Here is a 23,447-nt window from a genome sequence, read left to right as displayed (position 1 = left end):
ATTTGATGATTCTTTTGTCTCCAGTCTGGAGCCAGAGATTTAGTTCTCTGGCTCTTTTTTGTGCAAATGGCTAATCTCCAGAACTAGCCCTTTCAAGGTAACAAAGGAAGATAGGTTGTTTCAGTGCTATCATCCTTTGTTGTCTGCTCAGATTTTGGGCTTTTTGAGTTTAAGCTTTTGTGCTTGATGGTCTAGAAGATGCTGTCTTTTTACCCAAGAATAAAATAGTTTTGTGTTAGTGTTCAGTGAAGCATTATATTCAATTTACGGAGTTGCGATCGCAGTTTTCATAGCTTGGAAGATATGACTCTGATCGACCACACCCCGAACACCAGGCGCAGTGTAAGTACCAGAACTATCTGTGAACTGGAGTTTTTGTCCAAAAGATCGAGTCAGGGTTGATGAATAAGCACCCTGATAGTACACAGGTACAATCCGGCGGCTATGGCTACCCCAGAGGTACTTGTAATTTGGATCAGCTCCCCAGAAGTGACCAGCGTCTCTAGGGTTGTGCTTGTTGAAGGTGATGTCCTTGGCGTTATACTTCAAGCCTCTAGCCTGATTCGGGTCAGGATTAGGAGTCAATTTAGAGGCAAAATCATTATTCAGAGTTAGGTAGTGGTCATGGTCAGCAGTCACAAGCAGCAGGTTCTTACTCCAACCACCATGATGGTCTACCCAAGTAATGACCTGCTGAACTGCTTTATCAAAATCATTCATGGTACCGATTAGGTTATCCATGTTGTTGTCATGAGCAGCCCAGTCTACATCACCTCCCTCAACCATCAGCCAGAAACCATCTTTGTCTTTACCTAGAACGGTTAGAGCTGCTTTGGTCAAATCAGCTAAAGTTGGATTTTCGTTAATTTCTTTAGCGATAAAGCTGGCATCGGTTTCCCTAGGAGCCAGAGGACGCACAGTATCAGGTGCAGGAGCATTAGGAGCAATGGGATTACCTGCTGCATCAATGACAGGAACACAATCCGCAATGGTACCAGTAATTATCTTACCTGATGGACAGTTAACTGGGGTTCCACCGCTTTTGACAACGGAGCTATAGAGTGTGAAGTTGCCTAAACCTGTGGTACTGTAGTCTCCCTTAGAAGAACTGGTAGGAAGGTTGCCATCTTGCCCACGGGCACCATACAGACCAAATAATTTGCCTCCCTTATTCGGGTCGATTTTAGCAGCCGTGTTTAGCAGCGTCTTAGTTGCATTCGGACCACGTTCCAAAAAGGTATAGCCGTAACGATTGGACGTAGGGTTATTCTTTAGATGCTGGTAAGTGTCTTCTGTAATATACGTATATTTCAAGACACCATCGGCTGTACTTGTACTGTTCTGATTTTCAAAATCTTTCGGATGACCGCCACCCAACAAAACATTAGGCTGAAAGTTTAGCAAAGTCTGTTGCAGAATACTGTCTTGATTAGTCTTGGTGGGGTCGTACTTACTATCGTATTTGCTGCGACGATTTACAAAAGAAGCCGCAGCACCAGGTGTTGCGTGGCTAATGGGTACGGAAGTAACTAGTCCTGTAGACTTCTTATTTTCCTTGGCAATTTCCAGGATGGTTTTCAACTTTTTCTCGTAAATATCTACACCCATCGCGTTGTTAAAGCTCTTTACGCCAGTAAAAAGAGTTGTAGCGGTGTTAGCAGAGTCGGGATAACTGTATTTGATGTACTCTTTGTCATAAGTACCAGCATTAGCAGGGGTCAGAGGAATCCAGGGAAGAGGGCCGCCCTTACTAGGGTCGTAACCTGTGAGATTACCTTCTGCTAAACTGTTGCCATCAAGTCGATCGCCTGGATTAAAAGGAGTAGGCTTGAATGAGAAGTTGGGACGAACAGGACTTGCACCTGTGAATGTATCAGACCCATCGAGAGCAGAGTTACTTGTTAGGTGGGGCTGACCTGTTGGTTTGGCTGGTGTATTTCCCTCAATTGTTGTGCCATAAGTGGTCACTAGTCCATATCCACTTAGCTTTTGGAAGCTCAGACCTGAGCCTTTACCACTTGTGTAAAAAGGAGCGCCTTTGGCAACGGCTGCGGCCCTGGCCATATTCCAACCCATACCATCGCCAATCATGATAATTACGTTCACTCCATTACCAGCCGCCAGAGTCGGCTGAAAAACAGAATTACCAAATACCAGCAGAACGGCACAGAGCAAGCCAGCCATAGTCAAAGCCAGCGATCGCTTGTACTTTCGTAAAAATGAGATCATTGCAGTGTACCTTAAAGTTAATTGAGCAAGTTTGGCCGTTAATTAATGATAAAAATTGGGTTCTAGATGAGTAGCACCAAAGTCTGAGTATGCAGTAGTCACATCTAGCTGAGTAGAGGCTGTGGCATGAATTGGGTTAGAGGCGGTTGCTGGTTGTTGATTTGATGTTCCTAAGAACAACAAAACTGCCATAACCAAACCAGAGATGAACCAAGCTAAGGTGCTTTTGTACTGTTTCAGTAATGAAATCATTGGGAATTTTTGCATGAAACTCATCATCAGTAAACCTCCTAGAAAATAACTTATTGCTATGCTTTGACAATTAAAATTAATGTCAATAAGCATGATTTTAAAATGCTAATTTAAGTAATTTATGCAGAGAAATAAACAAAAATATTCTGGTTTTAATTTGCTTTATTATGAGAGGATGTTTGAAAAGTCTTCTTCTCGGTAAAAAAACGTTTAGATCCCCCTAAATCCCCCGATAAATTGGGGGACTTTGACTCCGGTTTCCCCCTTTTTAAGGGGGGTTAGGGGGGATCAATGAGTGCAAAGATACAGCCAACTACTTTTCAAACAACCTCTGAGACAACATGAAAACTAAATCTTGTTTAAATAAAGGATGAATTGGCATTATTGAGGGTTTGTTATAGCTAGTTAGCTGTAAAGTTATTTCAGCAATATGAAAAGTTTTTCGGATATGATTTTCCAACTTATTGAGTAAGCGATCGCGTTCTTGGATAGTTGTACATTCCACTGTCAAATTGGCGCAAAGCATTACTTTATCTAAGCTAATTGTCCAGATGTGGAGTTTTTCTACTTCCACAACACCAGGAAAATATTTTAGAGATATTTCTACTTCCACAGGATCAATTGATTCTGGTGCATACTCCAAAAAAATCTTTAGACTTTGTTGGACTAGAGGTAAAGCACTTAAACCAGTCAAAGTTGCAACTATTAAACTAATAGCGACATCTGCCCACCACCAATCCCAAAGATGAACTACTAAAGCAGCTATAATTACGCCCACAGAACTAGCAGTATCAGCGATGACATGAAGCAAAGCCCCCCGAAGGTTTAAGTCGTCGTGAGTGTGGGGATGAAGTAAAGTAATGTTGAAAAGATTTACGATTAAACCTAACACCGCAATTCCTAACATTGGTAAGCCCAAAATAGTCGCTGGATTTTGCCAGCGTTGAATAGCTTCCAATATGATAAAAGTAGCGATCGCCAGCAAACCTAATCCATTCAATAAAGCTGCTACAACTTCGATACGCTGATGTCCAAATGTTGCCTGACTTTTAGCTGTTTGCCGTGCTAAAAAACTTGCAAATAGTGATATTAGCAAGGCTGTAATATCAGATAATATATGTCCTGCATCTGCTTGTAGAGATAAACTTTTACTCCACAAACCTACAGTCCACTCAGCAACAAAAAAACAAGCAAGTAAACCTAATGTTATCCACAAAACTTTGTCTTTCTGCCGATTCTTAAGCACTTTTTTAGAAGTGGTTTCACACTCACATTCATCCCATTTAAGTGAAAGCATTCCCCAAAAAACCTTTTGAATCTAGAGTATTAGACTGAAAAATATCCACCTCAATATTTGTGATTAATCTGTTTTAAAGTTAGGATGCTACATCCTCAATATTTATCATAAAATAGCTTTTGTTTACTATATATTTCTGGAAATTACTCACTATTTTTTTAGTATATAGACACCCAATTTTAAATAGACTAATTTTGGAACACTAGATTTAAGAATATATAGAATTTATCCTGATTAGTTTAAGGAATGGTAATAATTTCGTTAAAAATGACAGATGACAGCAGATTAGATTCACACCCACTATTTACAAAAGTGATCCTGCTGTAACTTATTACTAATTGCACGATTACTTTTATTTGTAATTAAAACTTGTAAACAACCTCAATCGGATTTATGAAAATGATAATCATTATTTTTGAAGCGCTATGGATATAGGTAATAAACACTTAATACAAAACCTGTAATTTATTAAAAGGTGTTGGTTTGGTTCCCAAAGTTTTAGCAGCTGGCGTTGTGCTAGGCGCATATTTCGATCTGATTATTTGGGGAAAGCGCCTAAAGCCACAACACACCCTACTTAAGATTTATTTTATAAATCAATTTTAAATAAACTAGAACTAGCTCTTTCAAGGTGTGTTAACGATGGGGCATTGTGGCATTGAGGTGTCGAATCGTAACAAGCGATCGCTTTATAGTCAGACTCCGATCAGAAATCTAACTCCTAACTCCTTCTATAGGTTGTTGCATTGAATAAAATATACATGGATCACTTTAGATATAATAATGACTCATTCTTTGTTGTCCTAACTGGAGAAATTAATGGGTCGCGCCAAAAAGGTTGTCCTGGCATATTCTGGCGGAGTAGATACCTCAGTTTGCATCCCTTACCTCAAGCAGGAGTGGGGTGTGGAAGAGATAATTACCCTAGCAGCAGATTTAGGTCAGGGAGATGAATTAGAGCCAATCAGAGAAAAAGCTCTCAAATCGGGTGCAAGTGAATCACTAGTGGCGGATGTCAAAGACAGTTTCGTTAAAGATTATGCCTTTGGAGCGATTCAAGCCAACGCCCTTTATGAAAATCGTTATCCTCTAGGAACTGCTCTTGCTCGTCCACTAATTGCTAAGGTATTAGTAGAAACGGCTGAAAAATATGGTGCTGATGCGATCGCTCATGGTTGTACTGGCAAAGGTAACGATCAGGTTCGCTTTGATGTCTCTGTCACCGCTCTCAACCCTAACCTGAAGATCCTCGCACCAGCCAGAGAATGGGGTATGAGTCGTGAGGAAACCATCGCTTATGGTGAAAAGTTTGGTATCCCCTCACCAGTCAAAAAATCCTCTCCCTATAGTATTGACAAGAATTTGCTCGGTCGTAGCATTGAAGCTGGTTTACTCGAAGATCCCTCATTTGAGCCACCAGAAGAAATCTATGAAATGACCAAAGCGATCGCTGATACTCCCAACGAGCCAGAGTATATCGAAATTGGTTTCCACGGTGGTATTCCCACAACCCTCAACGGTATAGCTAAAAAACCAGTTGAGCTAATTGAACAACTCAATCAGGTGGTAGGAAATCACGGCATCGGCCGGATCGATATGATCGAAAACCGTCTGGTGGGGATCAAATCGCGGGAAATCTACGAATCACCTGCGATGTTAGTGCTAATTCAGGCACATAGGGATTTAGAAAGCTTGACATTAACGGCAGATGTTACCCATTACAAGCGTGGCATTGAAGAAACTTACAGCCAAATCGTTTACAACGGTTTGTGGTACAGTCCACTCAAAGTTGCACTTGATGCTTTTATTCAAAAAACACAAGAGCGAGTCTCTGGAACTGTGCGGGTGAAGTTGTTCAAGGGCAACTCTACAATCGTTGGGCGTTCGAGCGATCATTCCCTCTACACTCCCGATTTGGCAACCTACGGAGCCGAAGACAAATTTGACCACAAAGCTGCTGAAGGCTTTATCTACGTTTGGGGACTACCGACTCGCATTTGGTCGCAGCAAATTAAAAGTTAGGAGTTAGGAGTTAGGAGTTAGGAGTTAAAATGCAAAATCCCAGAAGTCAAAGTTAAAAGAAATAACTTTTTACTTTACTCCTCACTCCTCACTTCCTTAACTTGGCGAGACTCTAACCATAAGGGCACAACAATTAAGCCAGCCAGGATCAGTAACGCTGCGATCGCAAATTTACCCACCCAAGCAACCAATTGTTCTAGAGAGATAATTTTGCCAGCAAAAAAAGCTAATGTCACCATCAAACTAGCCCAAGCAACTGCTCCTAAAAAGTTGTATAAAAAGAATTTTCCAAAGGGCATTTCGGCTATACCAGCTAGTGGTGCAGCAAAAACTCGTAACAATGCGAGAAAACGTCCAAAAAATACCCCTTTAGCAGCATTTTGACTAAATTGATCTTTAATGTTCAGCAGCCGCACTTCCGAAACCCGAAACATACTACCAACTTTTACCAGAAAAGCCCAACCGCTAACTCTACCAATCCAATAGCCACAAGTGCCACCAATGACAGCACCCATGATTGCGTCACCGAGAACCAGCCAGAAATTCAGTTCATCGCTGCCAGCTAGAAACCCGCCTACTAAGGTCACGGTTTCGCCAGGAAGGGGAATGCCTAAATTTTCTAGCAAAATTCCCAAAAAAATTGCCCAATACCCATAAGTGTGGGCGACTTCCTGGATATTTTCTAGTGAAATCAGCTCTAAAGACATCCCGCACCACCGTCTTTACAAATTTTTACTTTTACTACATCTTTGCTTGTTTTTGGGTGGGGTGTCAATCAAACCAATATATTCAATCATTAAGTCATTAGTTTAATTCTGAATAATCCATAGCTTATAGTCTATGGTAAACATTAATTTTTGACTATTGTTAATTATGCATTTTTTTGACTCTAATACCACAAACTAATATTTATTAAACAGAAAATAAAAAGTTTATATAAAATTTATAAATATCCATTGAAATTATGAAAATCTTGTAAAAGATACCGTTGATACCGAAATTGTTAGACCCTTATGCCTATATTGATGAAAGTTATCATAAATTATACGGCATGAATACTTAAATAATTACTCTCAACTGTACGACTGCAATTGCCCAAATATCTAGGTAAAACGGTAATTTTGCCGTTTAAAGAAAAAAGATATTGACATCTTTTTTTTATTTTTTATCAAGTGTTCCAACTACCCTGTTAAATTTATGGCTCTCACACAAGAACTTCAAGTGATTTTGTTTAAACCCCAAGGAAGCATAGATTTGGAAGGCGGTAAGGCTTTGAGTGAACAAATGGCTGGAGTAGTGCCTCAAGCTCATCAGCTCTGGGTTATCGATCTAGCAAAAGTTAATTTCATGGACAGTTCTGGGTTAGTCCCTTTAGTAAAAGGGTTAAAAGCTGCACGTCAAAGCGGTTGCCGCTTGGTTATATGCAATGTGCAAGCTCCTGTACGATTAATTTTGGAACTTACCCAACTAGATACAGTGTTTGAAATTTTTCACACTTACCAAGACATTTTTCTCCCCATCACAGATAACAGTCTGGTGCTAGCAGGCTAAGTAATAAATCTATCTATAGAAGGATGGTGGAGTCAAGCAATATTTGCATATTTTCACATTCTCCAAGATAAGAGTCTGGTGATAGCAAGCTGATTTTATTTTTTGTCTAAAGAAGAATGCTGAGAAAAACTCATGGTTTTGAGCTAGGTAGTATGAATGGCAGATGGATAAATCTGCTTGTTGGAAGCCATCTACCTCAAGCAGTAAAGATCAGAAATGACCAAAATCGGTCAAATCAAATGCAATTCTTTGTGACACTCCCCAGCCTTTTAAAGACAGGGCTTTTAAAATTACTCTGAGCTAATTGTTCTATATACGACGCAACTAGTGCAAGGAAGCAGGAGGTAAGAAAGGTGAGAATATCAGCCTTTGGATTATTTCTAACTCTATAGTTATTTTTGCCTTGATGCACTACTTGGATGTCTCCAAGAGCCTTTGCCGCACCAATTTCTTACCTCTTAGATTTCACCATAATGGTAATTTTAGGCATTCTGGGGAGTCGAAATATTAGTTTGTTCGGATGTTGGGCGGGGAAAATTTGGCAAATCAATGCCGCCGTGACTAGCATTGCGAGTTTTGAGTGCTAAACGATAACTCACGCTTTGCAGTTCTGCTTGTAGTTGGCGGTTTTCCCGTTGTAGCATGGCTACCTTTTCTCTAACTGGCATCATCCGCTCCTCAAATTTTCGACGGTAAATTTGAGGCAACTCTTGTACTACTTGCTCCAACATCCGACTGCGATCGGTGAGTTCTTGAACTGACTGTCGCAGTTGGTAAATTTCGGAGTCACGAGTTGTAATTTGCTCTTGGTAGAACGCCACCTGTTGCTCTACAGCTTGGAGTTGTTCTTGCAAAGCCTGTAACTGGCTTAGATCGCGCTCAAACTCCGGCTGCTGGGGCATAAAACTAGTGTTACCCTTTACCAGCCGGAAGAGTTCTTGAGACAGTTGTTGCACTAATTGATCACGAAGTTGCAACTCTTGGCGTAGTTGCGATACTTCCGTAGAGAGAACTTGAATATCGGGTGTATCAGATTGGCTCACAGTAGCTTACAGCTCCCATTCAGAATCTTGTCCACTCTTAGGTATAACTGTGGGAGTACTACCTTTGGCAAGTATTTGTTAATTTAACATTCCCAGACAAGTCACGAGAAAAGAAAAAGACAAAATTTTATTGAATGGGATTGGGGGATTGGGGATTGGGGATTGGGGATTGGGGATTAGGCATTGTTTGTTATTCTTCTCCTGCTTCCCCTGCTCCCTCTGCTCCCCCTGCTCATCTCCCTGATTTTTAGACTGTTGCAGGTACAGGTGCAGCTACTTTAGTGGGTCTTTCCTTTTCCTCTTTAGGGGGTTTTTCTTCTACGATTTCCTGCTTAATTGTCAAATAGCGAATCACTTCTTCACTCAAGCGCATGGCGCGTTCAAAGGGAGCGATCGCAGTTGCGGGCGCACTGTAGTTTAACTGGATGTAGATGCCATCGCGGTGTTTTTTGATTTCATAAGCCAGACGTCGCTTACCACGATTTTGAATTTGCATATCCTGGGCGCCTTGATCGCGAAGCAAATTCTGATATTTAGTAATTGCTTGCTCTGCCTGTTCGTCTCCCAGGTCAGGACGGAGAATGTACATTGTTTCGTAACTTGTAGCCATATTTTTCAGTTTCCTCATGGACAAAAGTGGCTGCTGATGCTAGTTTATACCTGGCTTTAATTTAAAATGCCTGCATTAATCAACATCTGAAGCAACAAGGAATTATAATCTTAGCAGTTTTAAATCTGAATCATTAGCCAAATCGCCGAAGTTTGGATTTTTGGCATGTACTTAATTAAAACTAGGTCGGGAGGCGAACCCGATATTTCTTTAGCAAGCTTGATCGAGCTATCAACTTTGCGAAAGGGTATCTTTCCCTAAGGGCATCTATAGCGATCGCTTTCAGGCTCAAGGCTCAATCGGTTTGCTAAAAAGCTAACTGAGGATTGCTTGCTACCCGCTCACAACTTCTAATCGCAGAGAAAAGGATATTCATCAAGGTTATGGCGCAGCGCTATGTGCGAATTCAAAATCAAGACGGACAGATTTACTATGGGTTACTACAGCTATCCCTCAATGTGCAGGTGCTAGATGCTCCGCCTTGGTTACAAGGACAACCCACTGATTTAACTTTGACACCAGAAAATTACCAAATTCTGGCTCCCTGCGCTCCCTCAAAAATCGTGGCGGTGGGGAAGAATTATGCAGATCATGCAGCCGAAATGGGAACTCCAGTACCTTCTGAGCCATTAATCTTTCTCAAGCCACCCACGTCAATCATTCCATCTGAGAGGGAAATTAAGTATCCTCGCCAGTCACAAAGAGTTGACTACGAAGGAGAGTTAGCACTAGTGATTGGCGATTACGCCTTTGAATGTACACCAGAGGTAGCCCAAACCAAAATTTGGGGCTATACCATCGCCAATGATGTAACAGCGCGGGATTTACAAAAAAAGGATGGTCAATGGACGCGAGCCAAAGGTTTTGATACTTTCTGTCCTTTGGGACCTTGGATTGTACGGGAATTAAATCCAGGAGCGAGATTGCAGACTTTTGTGAATGATGATGCCAATCCAGTCCAATCTGCCTGTATCAATCAGATGGTGTTTTCCCCCGATGTGATCGTTTCTTATATCAGTCAGGTGATGACGCTACTACCTGGTGATTTGGTGCTTACAGGTACGCCGGAGGGTGTCAGTCCATTGCATCCAGGCGATCGCATCCGCGTTGAAATTGAAGGTATTGGTCGCCTGGAAAACACCGTAGCAGCGCGTTAACTTCTAACGCACTTGCATATACACTGCATCGGAAATTGCGGGAATTTCTGCATAACGCCCACTCAATGATTGGATGACTGAATATCCAACTGCTACCACTATGCCTAGAAAAATGGTTGTGGATAGAGTTTGGATTGCAAAACCACCAGAGGGAATTAGTCTAACAACATCCATCAAGATGTTAAACAAAAAGATAATGATGTCCAAAAGAATTGCTTGCATAGTGTTGAAACGAATAAAGTGACTAATTTTTTCGTTTCTAACCACCAATAGCAATAAGGCAAAGAAAATAATCAGCCCTGCATAACGCACACTTCTGTAAAATGACCATAAAATCAGAATTGGTGCAAAAACGACTGCCAGGGGAGGAAACTGATCTAACAAAAAAAAGCCAAAAGTTACTACCTCAACCATCGGTAGCAAATAAGGCAAGGAAGCAAAAATCCGATCTGAAACCGTTGTAGACCCACGCCAAGACATTATGCGTTCTCCTATGGTTAAATTTTTATAGTTACTTGAGCTTAGGATAACGCAGTTGCTTGGTCTTGCTGACAAATTCAACTATTCTATATGGGCGATACGAAAGCCCATCATGCACTCATACTGGTCTGGCTGCTGTTGAGTAAGTTTGCGAATGGCTTGACCACAGCGCAGTTGACCCCCACGCCAACGGGGTTGACCGCTCCCGTCGGCGAGTAAACAAGACTGGCAAACTTGCTCAGGGGCAAGGATTTGATCGTCCATTAAAATGACTAGCATCGAAATCCCTCCTGTAAATCCTCATTGTCAAACAATTTGGGATTTTAGATCGCACCTTTGGTGCGCTTTGGGCGCAACTTGGATTTGGGATTGACCCCATAGATATATCTAGGGTTAAGTGTTGTGATTTGCGATGGGCTTTGCACTCGCCGTGGGCGATCGCAGATGACACTTAAGAGCCACATCCTACCTCTTTGTAGCAAAAATGTCAGCAATCACAATTCAATAAAAATTGTCAAGTGAATCTTAATGTATTCTATGTTGTGTCTATTGCAAATTGGACATTTTGTAAAAAATCATCCAAAAATATTGGTACAGAAGCAACACGGCGACGGCTTGAAATTAACTTGACATGACTAGTTAAAGTCAGAGAAGTTAAGTAACAAAAACTGAGTTAACTTGATAGCCATTTAAGTGATGCATTTACAAAATACTGGGGTAAACTTGCAAGCAAGTTAATACACAATATTACTCGGCAGCTCGTCGGTCTGGGCATCACTCACAATGGAACACTGGCAATTTCTGATACAGAAACAAGGCGCTCGCTCGTGGCACATCCTAGAATCGCCAAATTTGGAAATTTTGGAAGGGCAGTATAGAGTTTTGGCTCGTTCTAACCTTCATAATACAGACGTGGAAGTGCGGGTAACTCACTCTTCAACCCAGGAAGTTCAACCAACGCGGCGAATTTTTAAGCGATCGCGTCGCACTAACTCAGAAGGCTTAATGGCGGTAATTCCTTTTACCTATTTCCAGGCAGGAGTTTGGGAATTGCGCTGTTCCGGCGATTTGATGTCGGATCTGCTTGGTAAATCTTGGCAATACAAAGTCCAACTGCAAGTCCTGTGCCAAGAAGCAGACGGGGAGCAGGGGGAGCAGGGGAAGCAGGGGGAGAATGTAGAATCAAATTTGGAATACACTGCCCCAGCAGAACCCGCAATTACCTTTGATGATGCGATCGCTATCCCCGCAGAATTGGCAATTGTTCTAGGAGATAAAGGGAGCTTGGAATCTACTGCCCCAGTAGAACCCGCAATTACCTTCGATGATGCGATCGCTGTTCCCGCAGAACTGGCAATTGTTCTAGTAGATAAAGGGAATTTGGAATCTACTGCCCCAGTAGAACCCGCAATTACCTTGGATGATGCGATTGCTGTTCCCACAGAACTGGCAGTAAAAGTTGTAGATGAATCAAATTTGGAATCTACTGCCCCAGCAGAACCCGCAATTACCTTCGATGATGCGATCGCTGTTCCCGCAGAATTGGCAGTAAAAGTTGTAGATGAATCAAATTTGGAATCTACTGCCCCAGCAGAACCCGTAATTACCTTTGATGAAGCGATCGCTGTTCCCGCAGAATTGGCAGTAAAAGTTGTAGATGAATCAAATTTGGAATCTACTGCCCCAGCAGAACCCGTAATTACCTTTGATGAAGCGATCGCTGTTCCCACAGAACTGGCAGTAAAAGTTGTAGATGAATCAAATTTGGAATCTACTGCCCCAACAGAACCCGCAATTACCTTTGATGATGCGATCGCTATCCCCGCAGAATTGGCAGTTACTACACACAGTAACTCTACTAGCAGTGTTCTACTAGATGAAACCGAAGAAGATATAGTTATCGATGAGCCGGTGAGTCCTGTGTGGCTGAAAGGTGAGACAGCAGAGCAAATTTTACAAAATTTAATAGATTTAGCTTTACCCGCCTCTGAACTGCTGCCCAAAGATGAAAAGGTTATAGATTCTCCAGCAACACAAACATCGCCACCATTGCTGCTAACTTTAGGTCAGGATAATTATATTTCTCCTTGGGGACAAGCTCTTGCAATCAATGGGCACATAGAACTTAAAGAAAAGATAAATCTAGATGAGGCTGAAATATTATCCCCAAAAAGCCTACGGGAACTTGAACTAGGAATTGAACTGCGATCGCCCAAGAACTCAAAAATGTTGACCAAAGTATGGCAACCCTTACCAGATCAAGAGTTGCCCTTCACCATCAATACCTCAATTGATATTCCTGCTGACTGTGAATCCAAGTTAATTTTGGCAGATATCAGTTTGTATGGTAAATTCGCCGATACTAGTGAAGTCACCCGATTAGCCAGCCAGTCCTTCACCATTACAGCAGATGTAACGGAATTACTGGCAATCACAGCCGCAGCAAAATCTAGTGCATTAAGTTACCCCGTAGCACCATCGGACTTATCTACTGCTTTCACAGAACCAGAGGCACCTGTTAGGCTCGATTTGAAACTATTAAATCTGGTCAAGATTCCAAAAACAGACCAGTCTCAAATACTCAATCCATCCCCAAACAGACCCCTACCACCGCAAATTAACCTGCAAGTTCTGCGAGAAGCTACCTTGCGGACATCTAACCTCAAAAATTCAGGCACTTCGCCTCAATTGCCGAAACTGCCGCCTGTTCAAATCGATACCAACATTCCCACAGATGTTGTCGTCAAACTCCCTGCACAGGAGGAACTTCTAGAAAAAGATGCCACCATAGCTGCCATCAACTTGGAGCAGTTGGTGATCAGGCAACGTAGAATGCCAATACTCGTCACTACTTTGCCATACTTGAAACGGCTACAAGCTTTGCCAGGTTATGCAGAAGAAGAAGCAAGAAACAATGATCCTTTAGGTGCATTGGAAGTTCAAGCGGCTGAAGACTTCCCGCAGTTGGAGCCAGTTCTAGCTGAATATGAAAATATACCTGAATTACTAGTAGATGATGCACAATTCCAGGAAGAATTTGTTGGTGAAATAGAAGCCCAGCAAAATACACAATTCCAGGAAGAATTTGTTGGTGAAATAGAAGCCCAGCAAAATACACAATTCCAGGAAAAATTTGTTGCTGAAGTAGAAGCCCAGCAAAATACACAATTCATTACAACAGCCAACCTTTATTCATCTCCTTTACTTAGGAAGTGGATGCAGAGTCAGGGATACTCTTTACCTGAATCCATCAACGATCTAGAACCTCAAGACTACGATAACTATGTTCCAGCGCCGCAGATACCCCTTTCTCTTAGTGCAGAAAATACGAATGTTGATGTCAACTTGCCGTTAAACCTAGATGCCAATACGGAGACATCGGATGAAGGTTGGGGACGCTCAGAACTTATCCTGACGGAGACATTGCGCGAACAAGATATATGGCAAGAAGTTCAAGGGTTGGCTTCCGAACTGGGGAATTTCGGGGAAGATGTAGACATAGCGAAGGAAGCGGATCTGGAGAGAGGAGAAAATACGGAACTAGAAAAAGTATTAGAAGAAGCAATAATCTCATCGGCTCTGATCACACAACTACCGCCCCCCCCTCCGCCAATCAAAATAAATATAGCGTCAGCTTGGTTGGCGAAAGAAATCGTTGTAGATGATACAGATGGCGAACTAGAAGCCGATGCAACTAGGAGTTACACCTTTGAAGAAAAGCAACCACTGTTAGATTTATCCCCTTCCAAACCGATAATTGCGACAGCCACTGAGCCTTTGCCAATTCCAGAGTTGTATGTGCCAGAAGGCGAACTAATCGCTGGTAAATCTGTCATAGTGCGCGTAGTACTGCCCGAAGTACCTCCGCAAGTTGTTGTCAAGTTATGGGTTGAAGATTATCAAACTCGCTGGTTACTAGATGGTCCTCATTTATTGACAAATTTACTACCTAATGCATTCGGAGGGTTGGAAGTGATGACGCAATTAAACATTCCCTTTGGCTGCTTAGAAATTCGCTTGGAAGCGATCGCACTTGATCTGACAACCCAACATGAGAGTCACAAAGTCACAATATTGCGAACTGTGATTCCTCCAGACTTGCCAAGCTTGCAGCTAGATGAACTCCTGGGTATGTGAGGTGATACGGGGAGGTTTTGTTAAAGGTGCGATCGCTATTTTGACAATCAGCTTGCCACTGAAGGGAAGTGAGGTAAGCTTTCTTAACAACGTCAAAATAATACCAAGATTGAGTAATGCCTACTCAATAGTAGAGATTACCGAGTTGCTTGAATTAAAGTTCACAAATATTTCCGTAGACTTCGGGGCGGCAAGTGTTAATGCGTAAGCAGAAATTCATGATGAGCAGAAAAATAGTAGCGTCAAAGTTCTTAGCAGCACTCCTGTCAAAAACTCATCATGTTACCTGAATATATAAAGCCTTCTGAATTTACTAATTGGGCGTTAACATCTGAGTCGCTAGAGTGGATATCCCCACGGCAAACGCATCTTTGAGCTTGAAGGTTGCCGTCGCATTTCCCAAAGAAAACCAGTTTTATGACGAATAGATTAATGCAAATGGGTACTCACAATTTACTCAAAGGCCATTCTTGGCGAATAGATGAAGCTTTAGAGCCTCTGCTGGGGGGTTCCCCCTCTTATTGGTATATCTGGAAGAATAATTTGTTTTATCTAGCTTACACCCAGCAACAGCAACTTGCTGCGGACGGGGCACGGTTGCTGTATTTCCAACCTGCCGAACATTATCGGCAACTTGACCCTCTGAACGAAATTGAAGCATGCTATTAAGATTTCTGTGCTTGTTAGTTTGCAAATAGCCAGAAATGCCTAGCCACGGCTCCTCTTTAGAAACCACGAAGATATTCTTCCCAGTTTACGTCTGTGCCTACCAGCTTAATGATTGCACGAAGGGTCTCTAAAAGTTTGGTAGGCTGTCTGTACAAGTTCATTAGTCGGTTACTGAGATATCGATATCGTGATGGCAGAGACTCCCGGTAGTGTTCGTACATCCAAAACCCTTGTTGAGTCTCATTATCATAGTCACCAAATTTAGTCCAATATTGAAAATGCCGATTGACCATAGCTTCTTGTTCCACAGTCAATAGCACACTTGGTACAGGAAGGTACATAAATGATGGCTGGTCTGGTTCTGAACACCATTCATTTGGGATACACTGTGCAGGAATTTCAATCTGACCTCGTTTAGAAACATTAACGAACTCAGCACCTGAAAATCGTTTCTGAAGCTCTTTTTTGCTCTGGTAGGTTAGATCAGCACAGCTTAACCAGGAAACGTGCTGTAAACCTAAGACTCCCGCAATTTTAGACCCTATTTCTTCAACAACTAAATCGGTTGCTAGGTCTTGCAAACTAGACGCAGTAGATTGATTGATGATTGCTCGACTGAGCAAATTATCTAAAGGTGCTGCAAGTTTTTTGAACAACTGATTATCTCCTGCTTGATAACAGAGGCAAGCTAATTCTTTATCTCTGTCGAAGAATTTGACCCAACAACCGTAATCTTCAGAAAACGCATAGTGAATAAGAAGTTGAGTATTGTTCTGAACAAGCTGAACAATCGGGCTACCCGCCTCTTTTAGTCCCTCCACGATAAAGGGAATGTATTTCCCTGAGCTGGGAATAACCATTCCATAACGCTCTGACTGCCGAATTAAAAACTTGACATCTTTTATATTTGAGGCTAACAGGTGATAACTGTCACTCAATTCACTCATAAAGATTTTAGATTAAGAGCTTAGGCATAGTTTATCTATTAATTTTATAAAAACTATATCCTGTCGGATGATGGAGCAGTTAACCTTAATAGCAGTAGTGGTTCTATTACTGCTAGGGGTGATATCGCTACTAGCAGTGGCTTTTTTGGGATACCTTCGAGCGCGAAGGAGAACGCTATGTTGAAAACTAAATATTGGAGAATTTATTTTTTGAGATTCCCTAAATATCTAACCCAACTAGCATCAAGTCAGGCGGATGTTCAACATTAAACTGGTAATATATCTCTCGTCGCTCTTGGGGTGGAAGAGTTAACTGCCATTCTAAAATCCCCATTTCACCAAGTTGAATTTGTGGGTTACTGCGACTGAGGCGGACTTTAATTTGCTCGTTGCGGCTAACTGGTAATTGTTCAGTTAGTTTTAGATTTACTTCTTTGTCGAGTAAGTTAGTAATTATCAACCGATGACTATAAGTAATCCGGCGCTGGTTGCTAATTAATCTTTTGTCTACCAGCCGCTCAACTAAATCGCGCTCAATTTTTAAACCCTCGTCAATTCCTAAGTTCAGTTTGAATTCTTGCCCTGGTGCAATATTCTCTAACCCAGTAGTGCCGACAAAAACATTATCGCGGAAAATATTCGCTTTACCTGGTAACAAAGTCGCACCGTTGGGACTATTTTTCACATTAGCTTGTAGATAAGCAAAGCTAACCAAGCGCGGCATTGCCACATAATCAAAACTACAAGGATAATCATCGTTGAAAATTGTAGTTTTATGAGGTGCGCCATCACTGGGAATATTACCACCACCATTCAGTTTAAAGGTAACTACACTCCCTTGTTTGGATACTTCTGCTGTAACGGTTTCTGCTGGAATGAGACTATCCTCTACAACTTCGTCTTCTTCTTGCCAATCTGCTCTGGCAGCAGAAGCAGGCGGCTCTGGTATGGTAGGTAGTAGTGGTGGCTGGGCAGTAAATCGGTGTCGTTGTAACAATTGTGGACGTGGGGCATCAATATACCAGGGTTCAAGTTTGGGTGGAAGTGTACCTAATCCCGGTTTAGCGGTAGAAAGGGTGAGATTTGCACCAATCCAATCTTCACCAGTGCTTTGGGTGATTTCTGCAAGGTAGCTCAGATGGACAATATCGTTGGTGGTGCTAAAGCGCAAGTCATAAAAGGGAGTCCAACTAGCACGATTTACTATGTAAGATACCTCTAATTCAAATTTGCCTTCACCCGCTACTTCAACTGCGACAACTAAGTTAAAACTCTCCTGAGGATGGGTTGTTTGGATTTTTTGCAATGATGTGTGGAGTGCTTGCAGTTGTTTGTCTAATTCCTGCTGTTGGGTTTTGCACTCTCCAGATGCGATCGCATATTCACTATACTGGCTTCCAATAAAGTTGAGGAAATCCAAAGTTTCGCTGAGGCTAAGATTTTTCCGAGACAAACTCTGTGAAAAGGGTTCTTCTGTTTTTTCACGTAAGCCGGCGATAAAACTAGACTGCAATGCTAAAGCATCCACTTGGGCTTGCAGGTGGCGTTTTTCTGCTTCTAGTTGCTGAATCTGCCTTGTCAAATGTGCTACTCGCTCTGCTACAGGTTCAGTGGTGTAGGTGCGATCGCTACTCACTCCCACCAAGCGCACCTCTACTGTACCTGTACCGCTAACCCTAACAGACTCAGTTTCCAGAGTCAGTGGCACTGGGGTAATTATTAATTCCTGTTCAATTCCGGTTAAATCAACTACACCCCGCCGTGTAACCAATGCTCTGTCAGAATACACAGTAACAGCTACAATCTCGCTTTGCACTGTTTTGCGCCAAGACGGTATTTCCGGGTTAACCACTGCCAGTTTTCCCCCATTTTTAATGATTATGCTGGTTAATTGTCAATGCTTCCCGGTCTAACCGTCAACCCCTTTAAGTAATTCGTAATTCGTAATTATGAATTATTTTAACTGTGAGTTGGTTCAAAAGTACTAAAAGCCGGATCAGCATTTTGGTCTACAATATTTTTTGCCGCAGCTAGGAGATATTCATAATAGGCACGAGCCACGATAGATAGCTGCTTGCCAGATGGGTAAACCATGTACCAATGTCGCTGAATGGGAAAGTGTTGTACATCTAGAATGCTAAACTCGGAGGTATCTAATAGTAAGGTATGACGGGATAAAACAGAAATTCCTAAACCACCTGCGATCGCTTGTTTAATTGCTTCGTTACTTCCCAATTCTAGCTTGACTTTTACTGTTACTCCTTGTTCTTCAAATAGCTTTTGGACGGCGCGACGAGTTCCTGAACCTGGTTCTCGCATAATAAAAGGTTCGTTAGACAGCCGTTGTATAGGAATATTTTTTTCCTGGGATAACGGATGATTACTCGGTGCGAAGACTATCAAAGGGTTTTCTAAAAATGGTTCACAAGTCACATCGATGTTGTCTGGAATTTGACTCATAATATATAAGTCATCCAGATTTTGACTCATCCGTTCCAAAATTTGTTCGTGATTTGTTACTTGCAGCGAGATATCAATCCCGGGATAAAGCTCGCAAAACGGCCCTAACAAACGTGGTATAAAATATTTTGCTGTTGTAATCACTGCCAAGCGTAATTGGCCCTGCTTTAGCCCTTTTAAATCTGCCACCTTCATTTCATACTGGGCTATATTGTGAAAAATCTGCCGACAAGTGGCAAATAATTCCCGTCCAGCTTCCGTCAGATACAACCGCTTCCCCACTTGCTCAAACAATGGCAATCCTACCGATTTGGTTAGTTGCTTGATCTGCATAGAAACGGTAGGTTGGGTGAGAAACAATTCCTCAGCAGCACGAGTAAAGCTACTGTGCCGTGCCGCCGCCTCGAACACCTTTAACTGGTGTAGCGTCGCTTGCTTCAAGGGTGATTCTCCTGTATATAGCGATTAATTGATATAAAACTAGTATTGCTGAACACTGGCAAATGATACAGTGATTCTCACAGAAAGTTACGAGTTTTACCATAGATAAAACTCTACCATCTATATTAAAATAAAGGTATTTTATTTATGGATTGGAGAAGCTATTATCAGAACAGCAAAAGCGTAAAATGCCTTCCATCTAACGATGAATGCTGAATGATGATTTTCAAAAATTCATCTATCATCATTCATCATTCCATAATTCTTCTGTAACTTTTGTCGGTAGCTTGGTTAAATCTGGTAATCTTAGTACCTCGATTTCAGCAACTTGTTCTTTAATATTCACTGGCAAGTTTAAAGCTTGGTGTTTTTCTATCCAGCAACTTGCTAATGGCAAGGTTAGCTCCATTTCGTCTAGAGGCCGAGGAATCACCATCACTGCATTCAATTCCCCAATCCGTTCTGCCTCAAACATTCCCGCTTCCACTGCTACCGCCACATTTGCAACAGAACCACGAATAATGGCTGTACACAAACCCGCACCAATTTTTTCATAAGCTGCCAAATGAACATCAGCAGCTTTGAGCATGGCATCACACGCTCCTACCATTGCGGGAAATCCTCGCGTTTCTACCAAACCAATTGCTTGGTTACTCAGACGGCTGTAATTGCCCTCTTCCATCAATTTAGTGAAACGGGTTGTGATGGGAAGTACTATATCTAGGTTGGGATAAGGTCGGGGAATCACCAAACTAGAAATTAACTGACCAAACTGTTCAGCCGTTTGCACACCTGATTCTACCGCCAGACGTACATCAGCAATTCCACCCCGGACGATGGCAGTACAATGGCCACTACCAATTTTTTCATAGCCAACGAGATGAACTCCCGCCGATTTCAGCATCATATCTGCTGTACCAACGATCGCGGGAAAGCTGCGGGTAGAAACTAAACCCAAAGCAGTATCCTGAAAGGTTTCTTGATTACTCGCTCCCTGGATGATACGAATAGACCGTTGATTAGATGTTTCCATGATGAATTCTCCAAAATACGGAAAAAGCCGACAACTTACAATTAACACTTACTCGAACTAATCGTCAGAGTTTGGGTTGCTCAAGGATTGTCTATGAGGAAACAATGTGGTCAACAGTCTGCTTATGCTGCCTTGCCCATAAATTTGAGTCCCGAAGCTCTTAGGGGATTCTGTGGCTAACTCATTGGAGTCTGAGTGGTGTTCTTCAGACGCTTGGGCGGCTGACTCCACCTTGGATTCAGCATCATTAGCCGGTTCCTCCACAGGAGGAGACTGACTTTCTGGAGTGGTGGAAGATTTAAAGAAAGAAATCGACCGATGTTTTAAATCTAAAAAACCCGAAGCTGAGAAGCTAGTTGAGGAAATTACCTTTTCCTTAACTCCCCCTAAGCCATTTGCTTCTTCCTTGGGCGGTGGTGTATTTGTAGAAGTTGGGTTATCTGTAGATGGTTCCAGTTGCTTTGTTTGGGCAATCTGACGACTGGTATCTCCTAAAATCGAACCAGGTGCTACTACTTCTCCAGGTTCAACTGAGTAGTTAAAAACGGTTGTCGCTGAACCAATGCAAGCATTTGCTCCAATTTTGCCCTTGCCAACCATCAAAAAACCGGCTCCCAGGTTTGCACCTGTTTCTACCTCTAGGATGCCTTCGTGGACTTGGAGGATTGATCCCATACCAATACAGACCCCTGGCCCTATGATGATCTTGCTGTTTACAGCCGCAAGGAGGATCACCCCAGGTGCAAGTACCGCGCTTGGATGAATAGTCACCTCACCACTAATGTAAGAATCAAAGTTATTGCTGAGGCGCAATGGCGGCACAGACATGGAAATTTTAACCTCGGAAGCCGGAGAATAGAGAGTTAGGAGTTAGGAGTTATACCAATTCTGTATGAAGATGCGCCAAACTACATGAGGAACGAACCGCAAAGGGCGCAAAGGACACAAAGAGATAAAGAAAGAAAATTTGACGCAGCCTCACAAAGAATTGTTATTAGAAGGGAGGAGTTGTAAGTGAGGAGTTGTAAATTTTAAGTTTAGAGTTATAAATTAACAATCTTTTTCAACTCCTAATTCCTAACTCCTAACTATTAACTCCTAACTCCCACTCATTTCTATGGTCGTTGAATAATCGTTTCTAATACCCGACGCTTGGCTTTGGGGTCAACACCAATTAAGCGCACATATTCCCCTTGGTATTGGCCAAGGTGTCCTTCTACGGCTGCGATCGCTTCTCTTTCTGAGGAGGCTTGAATTTGACCGGTACTAGTCCAGGAACCTGTACGGAACCGTCTCTGGTCTACGTGTTCAATGCTAATTTTAGAGCCGCCAGCCAATAATTGCCGGAGTTGGTCTACTACTTCTGTACTCAAGCGGGTACTCGTAGCTGTTGCAGAGGGTGCTGCACTAGTAGTAAATGATTTCTGACTAGCAGAAGAGGCTACTTGACCATTTGGACGTTGGATAATTGTTTCTAATACCCGACGCTTGGCTTTGGGGTCAATACCGATTAAGCGGACATATTCTCCTTGGTATTCGCCGAGGTGCTTTTCTACAGCTGCGATCGCTTCTCTTTCTGAGGAGGCTTGAATTTGACCGGTACTAGTCCAAGAACCTGTACGGAAGCGGCGCTCATCTACATGTTCAATGCTAATTTTATAGCCACCAGCCAATAATTGCCGGAGTTGCTCTACTACTTCTGTACTCAAGCGGGTACTGGTAGCTGTTGCCGTACCAGCAGATCCACTGCTACTAAATGATTTGTGACTACCACTACCAGAGGAGGCTACTTGACCATTGGGACGTTGGATAATGCTTTCTAATACCCGCCGTTTGGCTTTGGCATCAATGCCGATTAAACGTACATACTCACCTTGATGGCTTGCTATACATTCTTCTAAGGCGGAGATGACTTGATTTATGGAAGTTGCTTCAATTGGCTTGCAACTAGTCCAGGAACCAGTTCGGAAACGACGCTCGTCTACGTGTTCCATACCGATTTTGTAACCACCTGCCAAAAGTTGGCGGATTTGATCTAGAGTTTCGCCACTGATTTTGCCACTGCTAGAGGCGTTACCATTTCCATTACTGCTGCTGTAGTTGTCATTGCTATGACTACTACCTGGAGCCTTAAAGCTGGTAGCTGGTTTCGCATCACCATCTGGACGTTGGATGATGATTTCCAGTACCCGCCGTCTACCTTTGTCAATGCCAAACAGTCGGACATATTCGCCGCTATGGTCTTTTAGACAGCTTTCTAATGCGGCGATCGCTTCACCTATTGATCGCGGTTCAATTGGTTGGCAACTAGTCCAAGAACCCGTGCGGAACCGTCTTTGGTCTACGTGTTCTGTACCAATTTTATGCCCTTGCTGCAATAGATACCGCAACTGATCTATTGTTTCTGCACCCAAACTATTGCTCGACACGTCACTACTCCTTTCCAACTCTAAAACAGTAATACCATTACCTGTATAAGATTTAGCGTTCTCGTCCCGAATGGGTGCTATACATTTGCTATCCGCAGCACAGAGATAACCAGCTCGTAATGCCTGATTAATCCCAACCACATGATGAGCAAATTCCTTATCCTGATCTTGCACATCTGGCAAGCGGTCAGCTTGCTGCTGGCTGGTAATTATCGCTCCCGAAGGTACATACTTCCCAGGGGGAATCTCTACGTCTTGAATTAAAGCGTGCATCATCACGATGCAACCTGCACCCACCCTGGCATTAAACACCGTCGAGCGAAAGCCAATGAAGGAATTATCCCCTACATAAGCTGGCCCGTGAATGAGAGCCATGTGGGTAATGCAAGTGTTTTTACCAATCCATACCGAGTATTTATTTTGGTCATCACCAATTACTCGTCCTTGCTCCAACCCATGAATGACAACACCATCTTGAATATTGGTATTTTCACCAAGATAAAAAGGTGTGCCTTCATCTGCTCTAATCGTAGTCCCCGGAGCAACGATTACATTTGCACCTATTCGTACATCCCCAATCAGATTGGAGAATGCATGTACAAAGGAAGTTTCATGGATTTGGGGTTCAGCTAAATTTCTTGACCACGGGGTTGGGGGTGCCGCCGTGCTGCGAACTGCCATCGCGAGACT

General features: G+C 42.5%; 20 protein-coding genes and 2 pseudogenes. 6 read left to right on the top strand and 16 right to left on the bottom strand.

The features are described 5' to 3' along the window. Positions 1–264: 264 nt before the first annotated feature. The 3 genes from V7K50_RS20850 to V7K50_RS20840 form a co-directional block, all read right to left on the bottom strand. Positions 265–2,229 (bottom strand): alkaline phosphatase, encoded by a 1,965-nt coding sequence (locus V7K50_RS20850; protein ID WP_334963292.1) that lies wholly within the window; start codon positions 2,227–2,229, stop codon positions 265–267. Positions 2,230–2,271: 42 nt separating this feature from the next. Continuing rightward, positions 2,272–2,481, bottom strand: coding sequence for a hypothetical protein (locus V7K50_RS20845; protein ID WP_334963290.1), 210 nt, complete (start codon positions 2,479–2,481; stop codon positions 2,272–2,274). A gap of 313 nt (positions 2,482–2,794) precedes the next feature. Further along, positions 2,795–3,778 carry a cation diffusion facilitator family transporter gene (locus tag V7K50_RS20840; RefSeq protein ID WP_334963288.1) on the bottom strand — a complete coding sequence of 328 codons (984 nt, stop codon included), beginning with the start codon at positions 3,776–3,778 and terminating at the stop codon, positions 2,795–2,797. A gap of 819 nt (positions 3,779–4,597) precedes the next feature. On the opposite strand from V7K50_RS20840, the gene V7K50_RS20835 reads away from it, so the two are divergent. Then, positions 4,598–5,800, top strand: coding sequence for an argininosuccinate synthase (locus V7K50_RS20835; RefSeq protein ID WP_334963286.1), 1,203 nt, complete (start codon positions 4,598–4,600; stop codon positions 5,798–5,800). Between the two features lie 74 nt (positions 5,801–5,874). Here V7K50_RS20835 and V7K50_RS20830 read toward each other — a convergent pair whose 3' ends face one another. After that, positions 5,875–6,507 carry a DedA family protein gene (locus tag V7K50_RS20830; protein ID WP_334963285.1) on the bottom strand — a complete coding sequence of 211 codons (633 nt, stop codon included), beginning with the start codon at positions 6,505–6,507 and terminating at the stop codon, positions 5,875–5,877. A gap of 490 nt (positions 6,508–6,997) precedes the next feature. Between V7K50_RS20830 and V7K50_RS20825 the strand changes: the two genes are divergently transcribed. Beyond that, on the top strand, positions 6,998–7,351 hold the full coding sequence (locus tag V7K50_RS20825) for an STAS domain-containing protein (RefSeq protein WP_334963282.1): 354 nt from the start codon (positions 6,998–7,000) through the stop codon (positions 7,349–7,351). A 482-nt stretch (positions 7,352–7,833) separates the two neighbouring features. Here V7K50_RS20825 and V7K50_RS20820 read toward each other — a convergent pair whose 3' ends face one another. Together V7K50_RS20820 and rpsF are read right to left on the bottom strand one after the other, a co-directional pair. Next, positions 7,834–8,394 carry an Npun_F5560 family protein gene (locus tag V7K50_RS20820; protein ID WP_334799631.1) on the bottom strand — a complete coding sequence of 187 codons (561 nt, stop codon included), beginning with the start codon at positions 8,392–8,394 and terminating at the stop codon, positions 7,834–7,836. Positions 8,395–8,641: 247 nt separating this feature from the next. Further along, complete coding sequence (gene rpsF / locus V7K50_RS20815; RefSeq protein WP_334963280.1) at positions 8,642–9,004, bottom strand: 30S ribosomal protein S6; 363 nt, start codon at positions 9,002–9,004, stop codon at positions 8,642–8,644. 383 nt (positions 9,005–9,387) lie between these two features. Here rpsF and V7K50_RS20810 point away from each other — a divergent pair, with 383 nt between their 5' ends. Next, on the top strand, positions 9,388–10,161 hold the full coding sequence (locus tag V7K50_RS20810) for a fumarylacetoacetate hydrolase family protein (RefSeq protein WP_334963278.1): 774 nt from the start codon (positions 9,388–9,390) through the stop codon (positions 10,159–10,161). A 3-nt stretch (positions 10,162–10,164) separates the two neighbouring features. Here V7K50_RS20810 and V7K50_RS20805 read toward each other — a convergent pair whose 3' ends face one another. From V7K50_RS20805 to V7K50_RS20795, 3 genes are all read right to left on the bottom strand, one after another. After that, the gene (locus V7K50_RS20805; RefSeq protein ID WP_334963276.1) at positions 10,165–10,641 is read right to left on the bottom strand and encodes a Tic20 family protein; all 477 of its coding nucleotides are present in this window, start codon (positions 10,639–10,641) and stop codon (positions 10,165–10,167) included. Positions 10,642–10,722: 81 nt separating this feature from the next. Beyond that, positions 10,723–10,920, bottom strand: a complete 198-nt coding sequence (locus V7K50_RS20800) for a hypothetical protein (protein ID WP_179065660.1) — start codon at positions 10,918–10,920, stop codon at positions 10,723–10,725. Positions 10,921–10,964: 44 nt separating this feature from the next. Beyond that, complete coding sequence (locus V7K50_RS20795; protein WP_334963274.1) at positions 10,965–11,105, bottom strand: hypothetical protein; 141 nt, start codon at positions 11,103–11,105, stop codon at positions 10,965–10,967. A gap of 319 nt (positions 11,106–11,424) precedes the next feature. On the opposite strand from V7K50_RS20795, the gene V7K50_RS20785 reads away from it, so the two are divergent. The 3 genes from V7K50_RS20785 (at position 11,425) to V7K50_RS20775 (ending at position 15,447) form a co-directional block, all read left to right on the top strand. Then, positions 11,425–14,778 (top strand): hypothetical protein, encoded by a 3,354-nt coding sequence (locus V7K50_RS20785; protein ID WP_442944644.1) that lies wholly within the window; start codon positions 11,425–11,427, stop codon positions 14,776–14,778. Next, positions 14,759–14,986, top strand: coding sequence for a hypothetical protein (locus tag V7K50_RS20780; protein ID WP_334963272.1), 228 nt, complete (start codon positions 14,759–14,761; stop codon positions 14,984–14,986). The genes V7K50_RS20785 and V7K50_RS20780 overlap by 20 nt, the downstream gene beginning before the upstream one ends. 209 nt (positions 14,987–15,195) lie before the next feature. Beyond that, positions 15,196–15,447, top strand: coding sequence for a hypothetical protein (locus tag V7K50_RS20775; protein WP_334963271.1), 252 nt, complete (start codon positions 15,196–15,198; stop codon positions 15,445–15,447). Between the two features lie 56 nt (positions 15,448–15,503). Here V7K50_RS20775 and V7K50_RS20770 read toward each other — a convergent pair whose 3' ends face one another. The 7 genes and pseudogenes from V7K50_RS20770 to V7K50_RS20745 form a co-directional block, all read right to left on the bottom strand. After that, complete coding sequence (locus tag V7K50_RS20770) at positions 15,504–16,394, bottom strand: hypothetical protein (protein WP_334963269.1); 891 nt, start codon at positions 16,392–16,394, stop codon at positions 15,504–15,506. Between the two features lie 220 nt (positions 16,395–16,614). Further along, entirely contained in the window at positions 16,615–18,246 is a 1,632-nt protein-coding gene (locus tag V7K50_RS20765; protein ID WP_334963267.1) for a mucoidy inhibitor MuiA family protein, read from the bottom strand. A gap of 107 nt (positions 18,247–18,353) precedes the next feature. Then, the gene (locus tag V7K50_RS20760) at positions 18,354–19,295 is read right to left on the bottom strand and encodes a LysR family transcriptional regulator (protein ID WP_334799557.1); all 942 of its coding nucleotides are present in this window, start codon (positions 19,293–19,295) and stop codon (positions 18,354–18,356) included. A 244-nt stretch (positions 19,296–19,539) separates the two neighbouring features. Continuing rightward, positions 19,540–20,328 (bottom strand): BMC domain-containing protein, encoded by a 789-nt coding sequence (locus V7K50_RS20755; RefSeq protein WP_334963265.1) that lies wholly within the window; start codon positions 20,326–20,328, stop codon positions 19,540–19,542. Positions 20,329–20,385: 57 nt separating this feature from the next. Next, a complete protein-coding gene (locus tag V7K50_RS20750) occupies positions 20,386–21,156 on the bottom strand; it encodes a transferase (protein WP_334963263.1) in 771 nt (256 codons plus the stop codon). Between the two features lie 287 nt (positions 21,157–21,443). Continuing rightward, positions 21,444–21,689: pseudogene (locus V7K50_RS30780) on the bottom strand (ribulose bisphosphate carboxylase small subunit); the annotation flags it as partial. A gap of 93 nt (positions 21,690–21,782) precedes the next feature. After that, positions 21,783–23,438, bottom strand: a pseudogene (locus V7K50_RS20745) (ribulose bisphosphate carboxylase small subunit); the annotation flags it as partial. Positions 23,439–23,447 lie beyond the last annotated feature (9 nt).

The organism is Nostoc sp. (genome assembly GCF_036917135.1).
Lineage (GTDB): Bacteria > Cyanobacteriota > Cyanobacteriia > Cyanobacteriales > Nostocaceae > Nostoc.
This window is presented reverse-complemented; position numbering and strand designations above follow the sequence as displayed.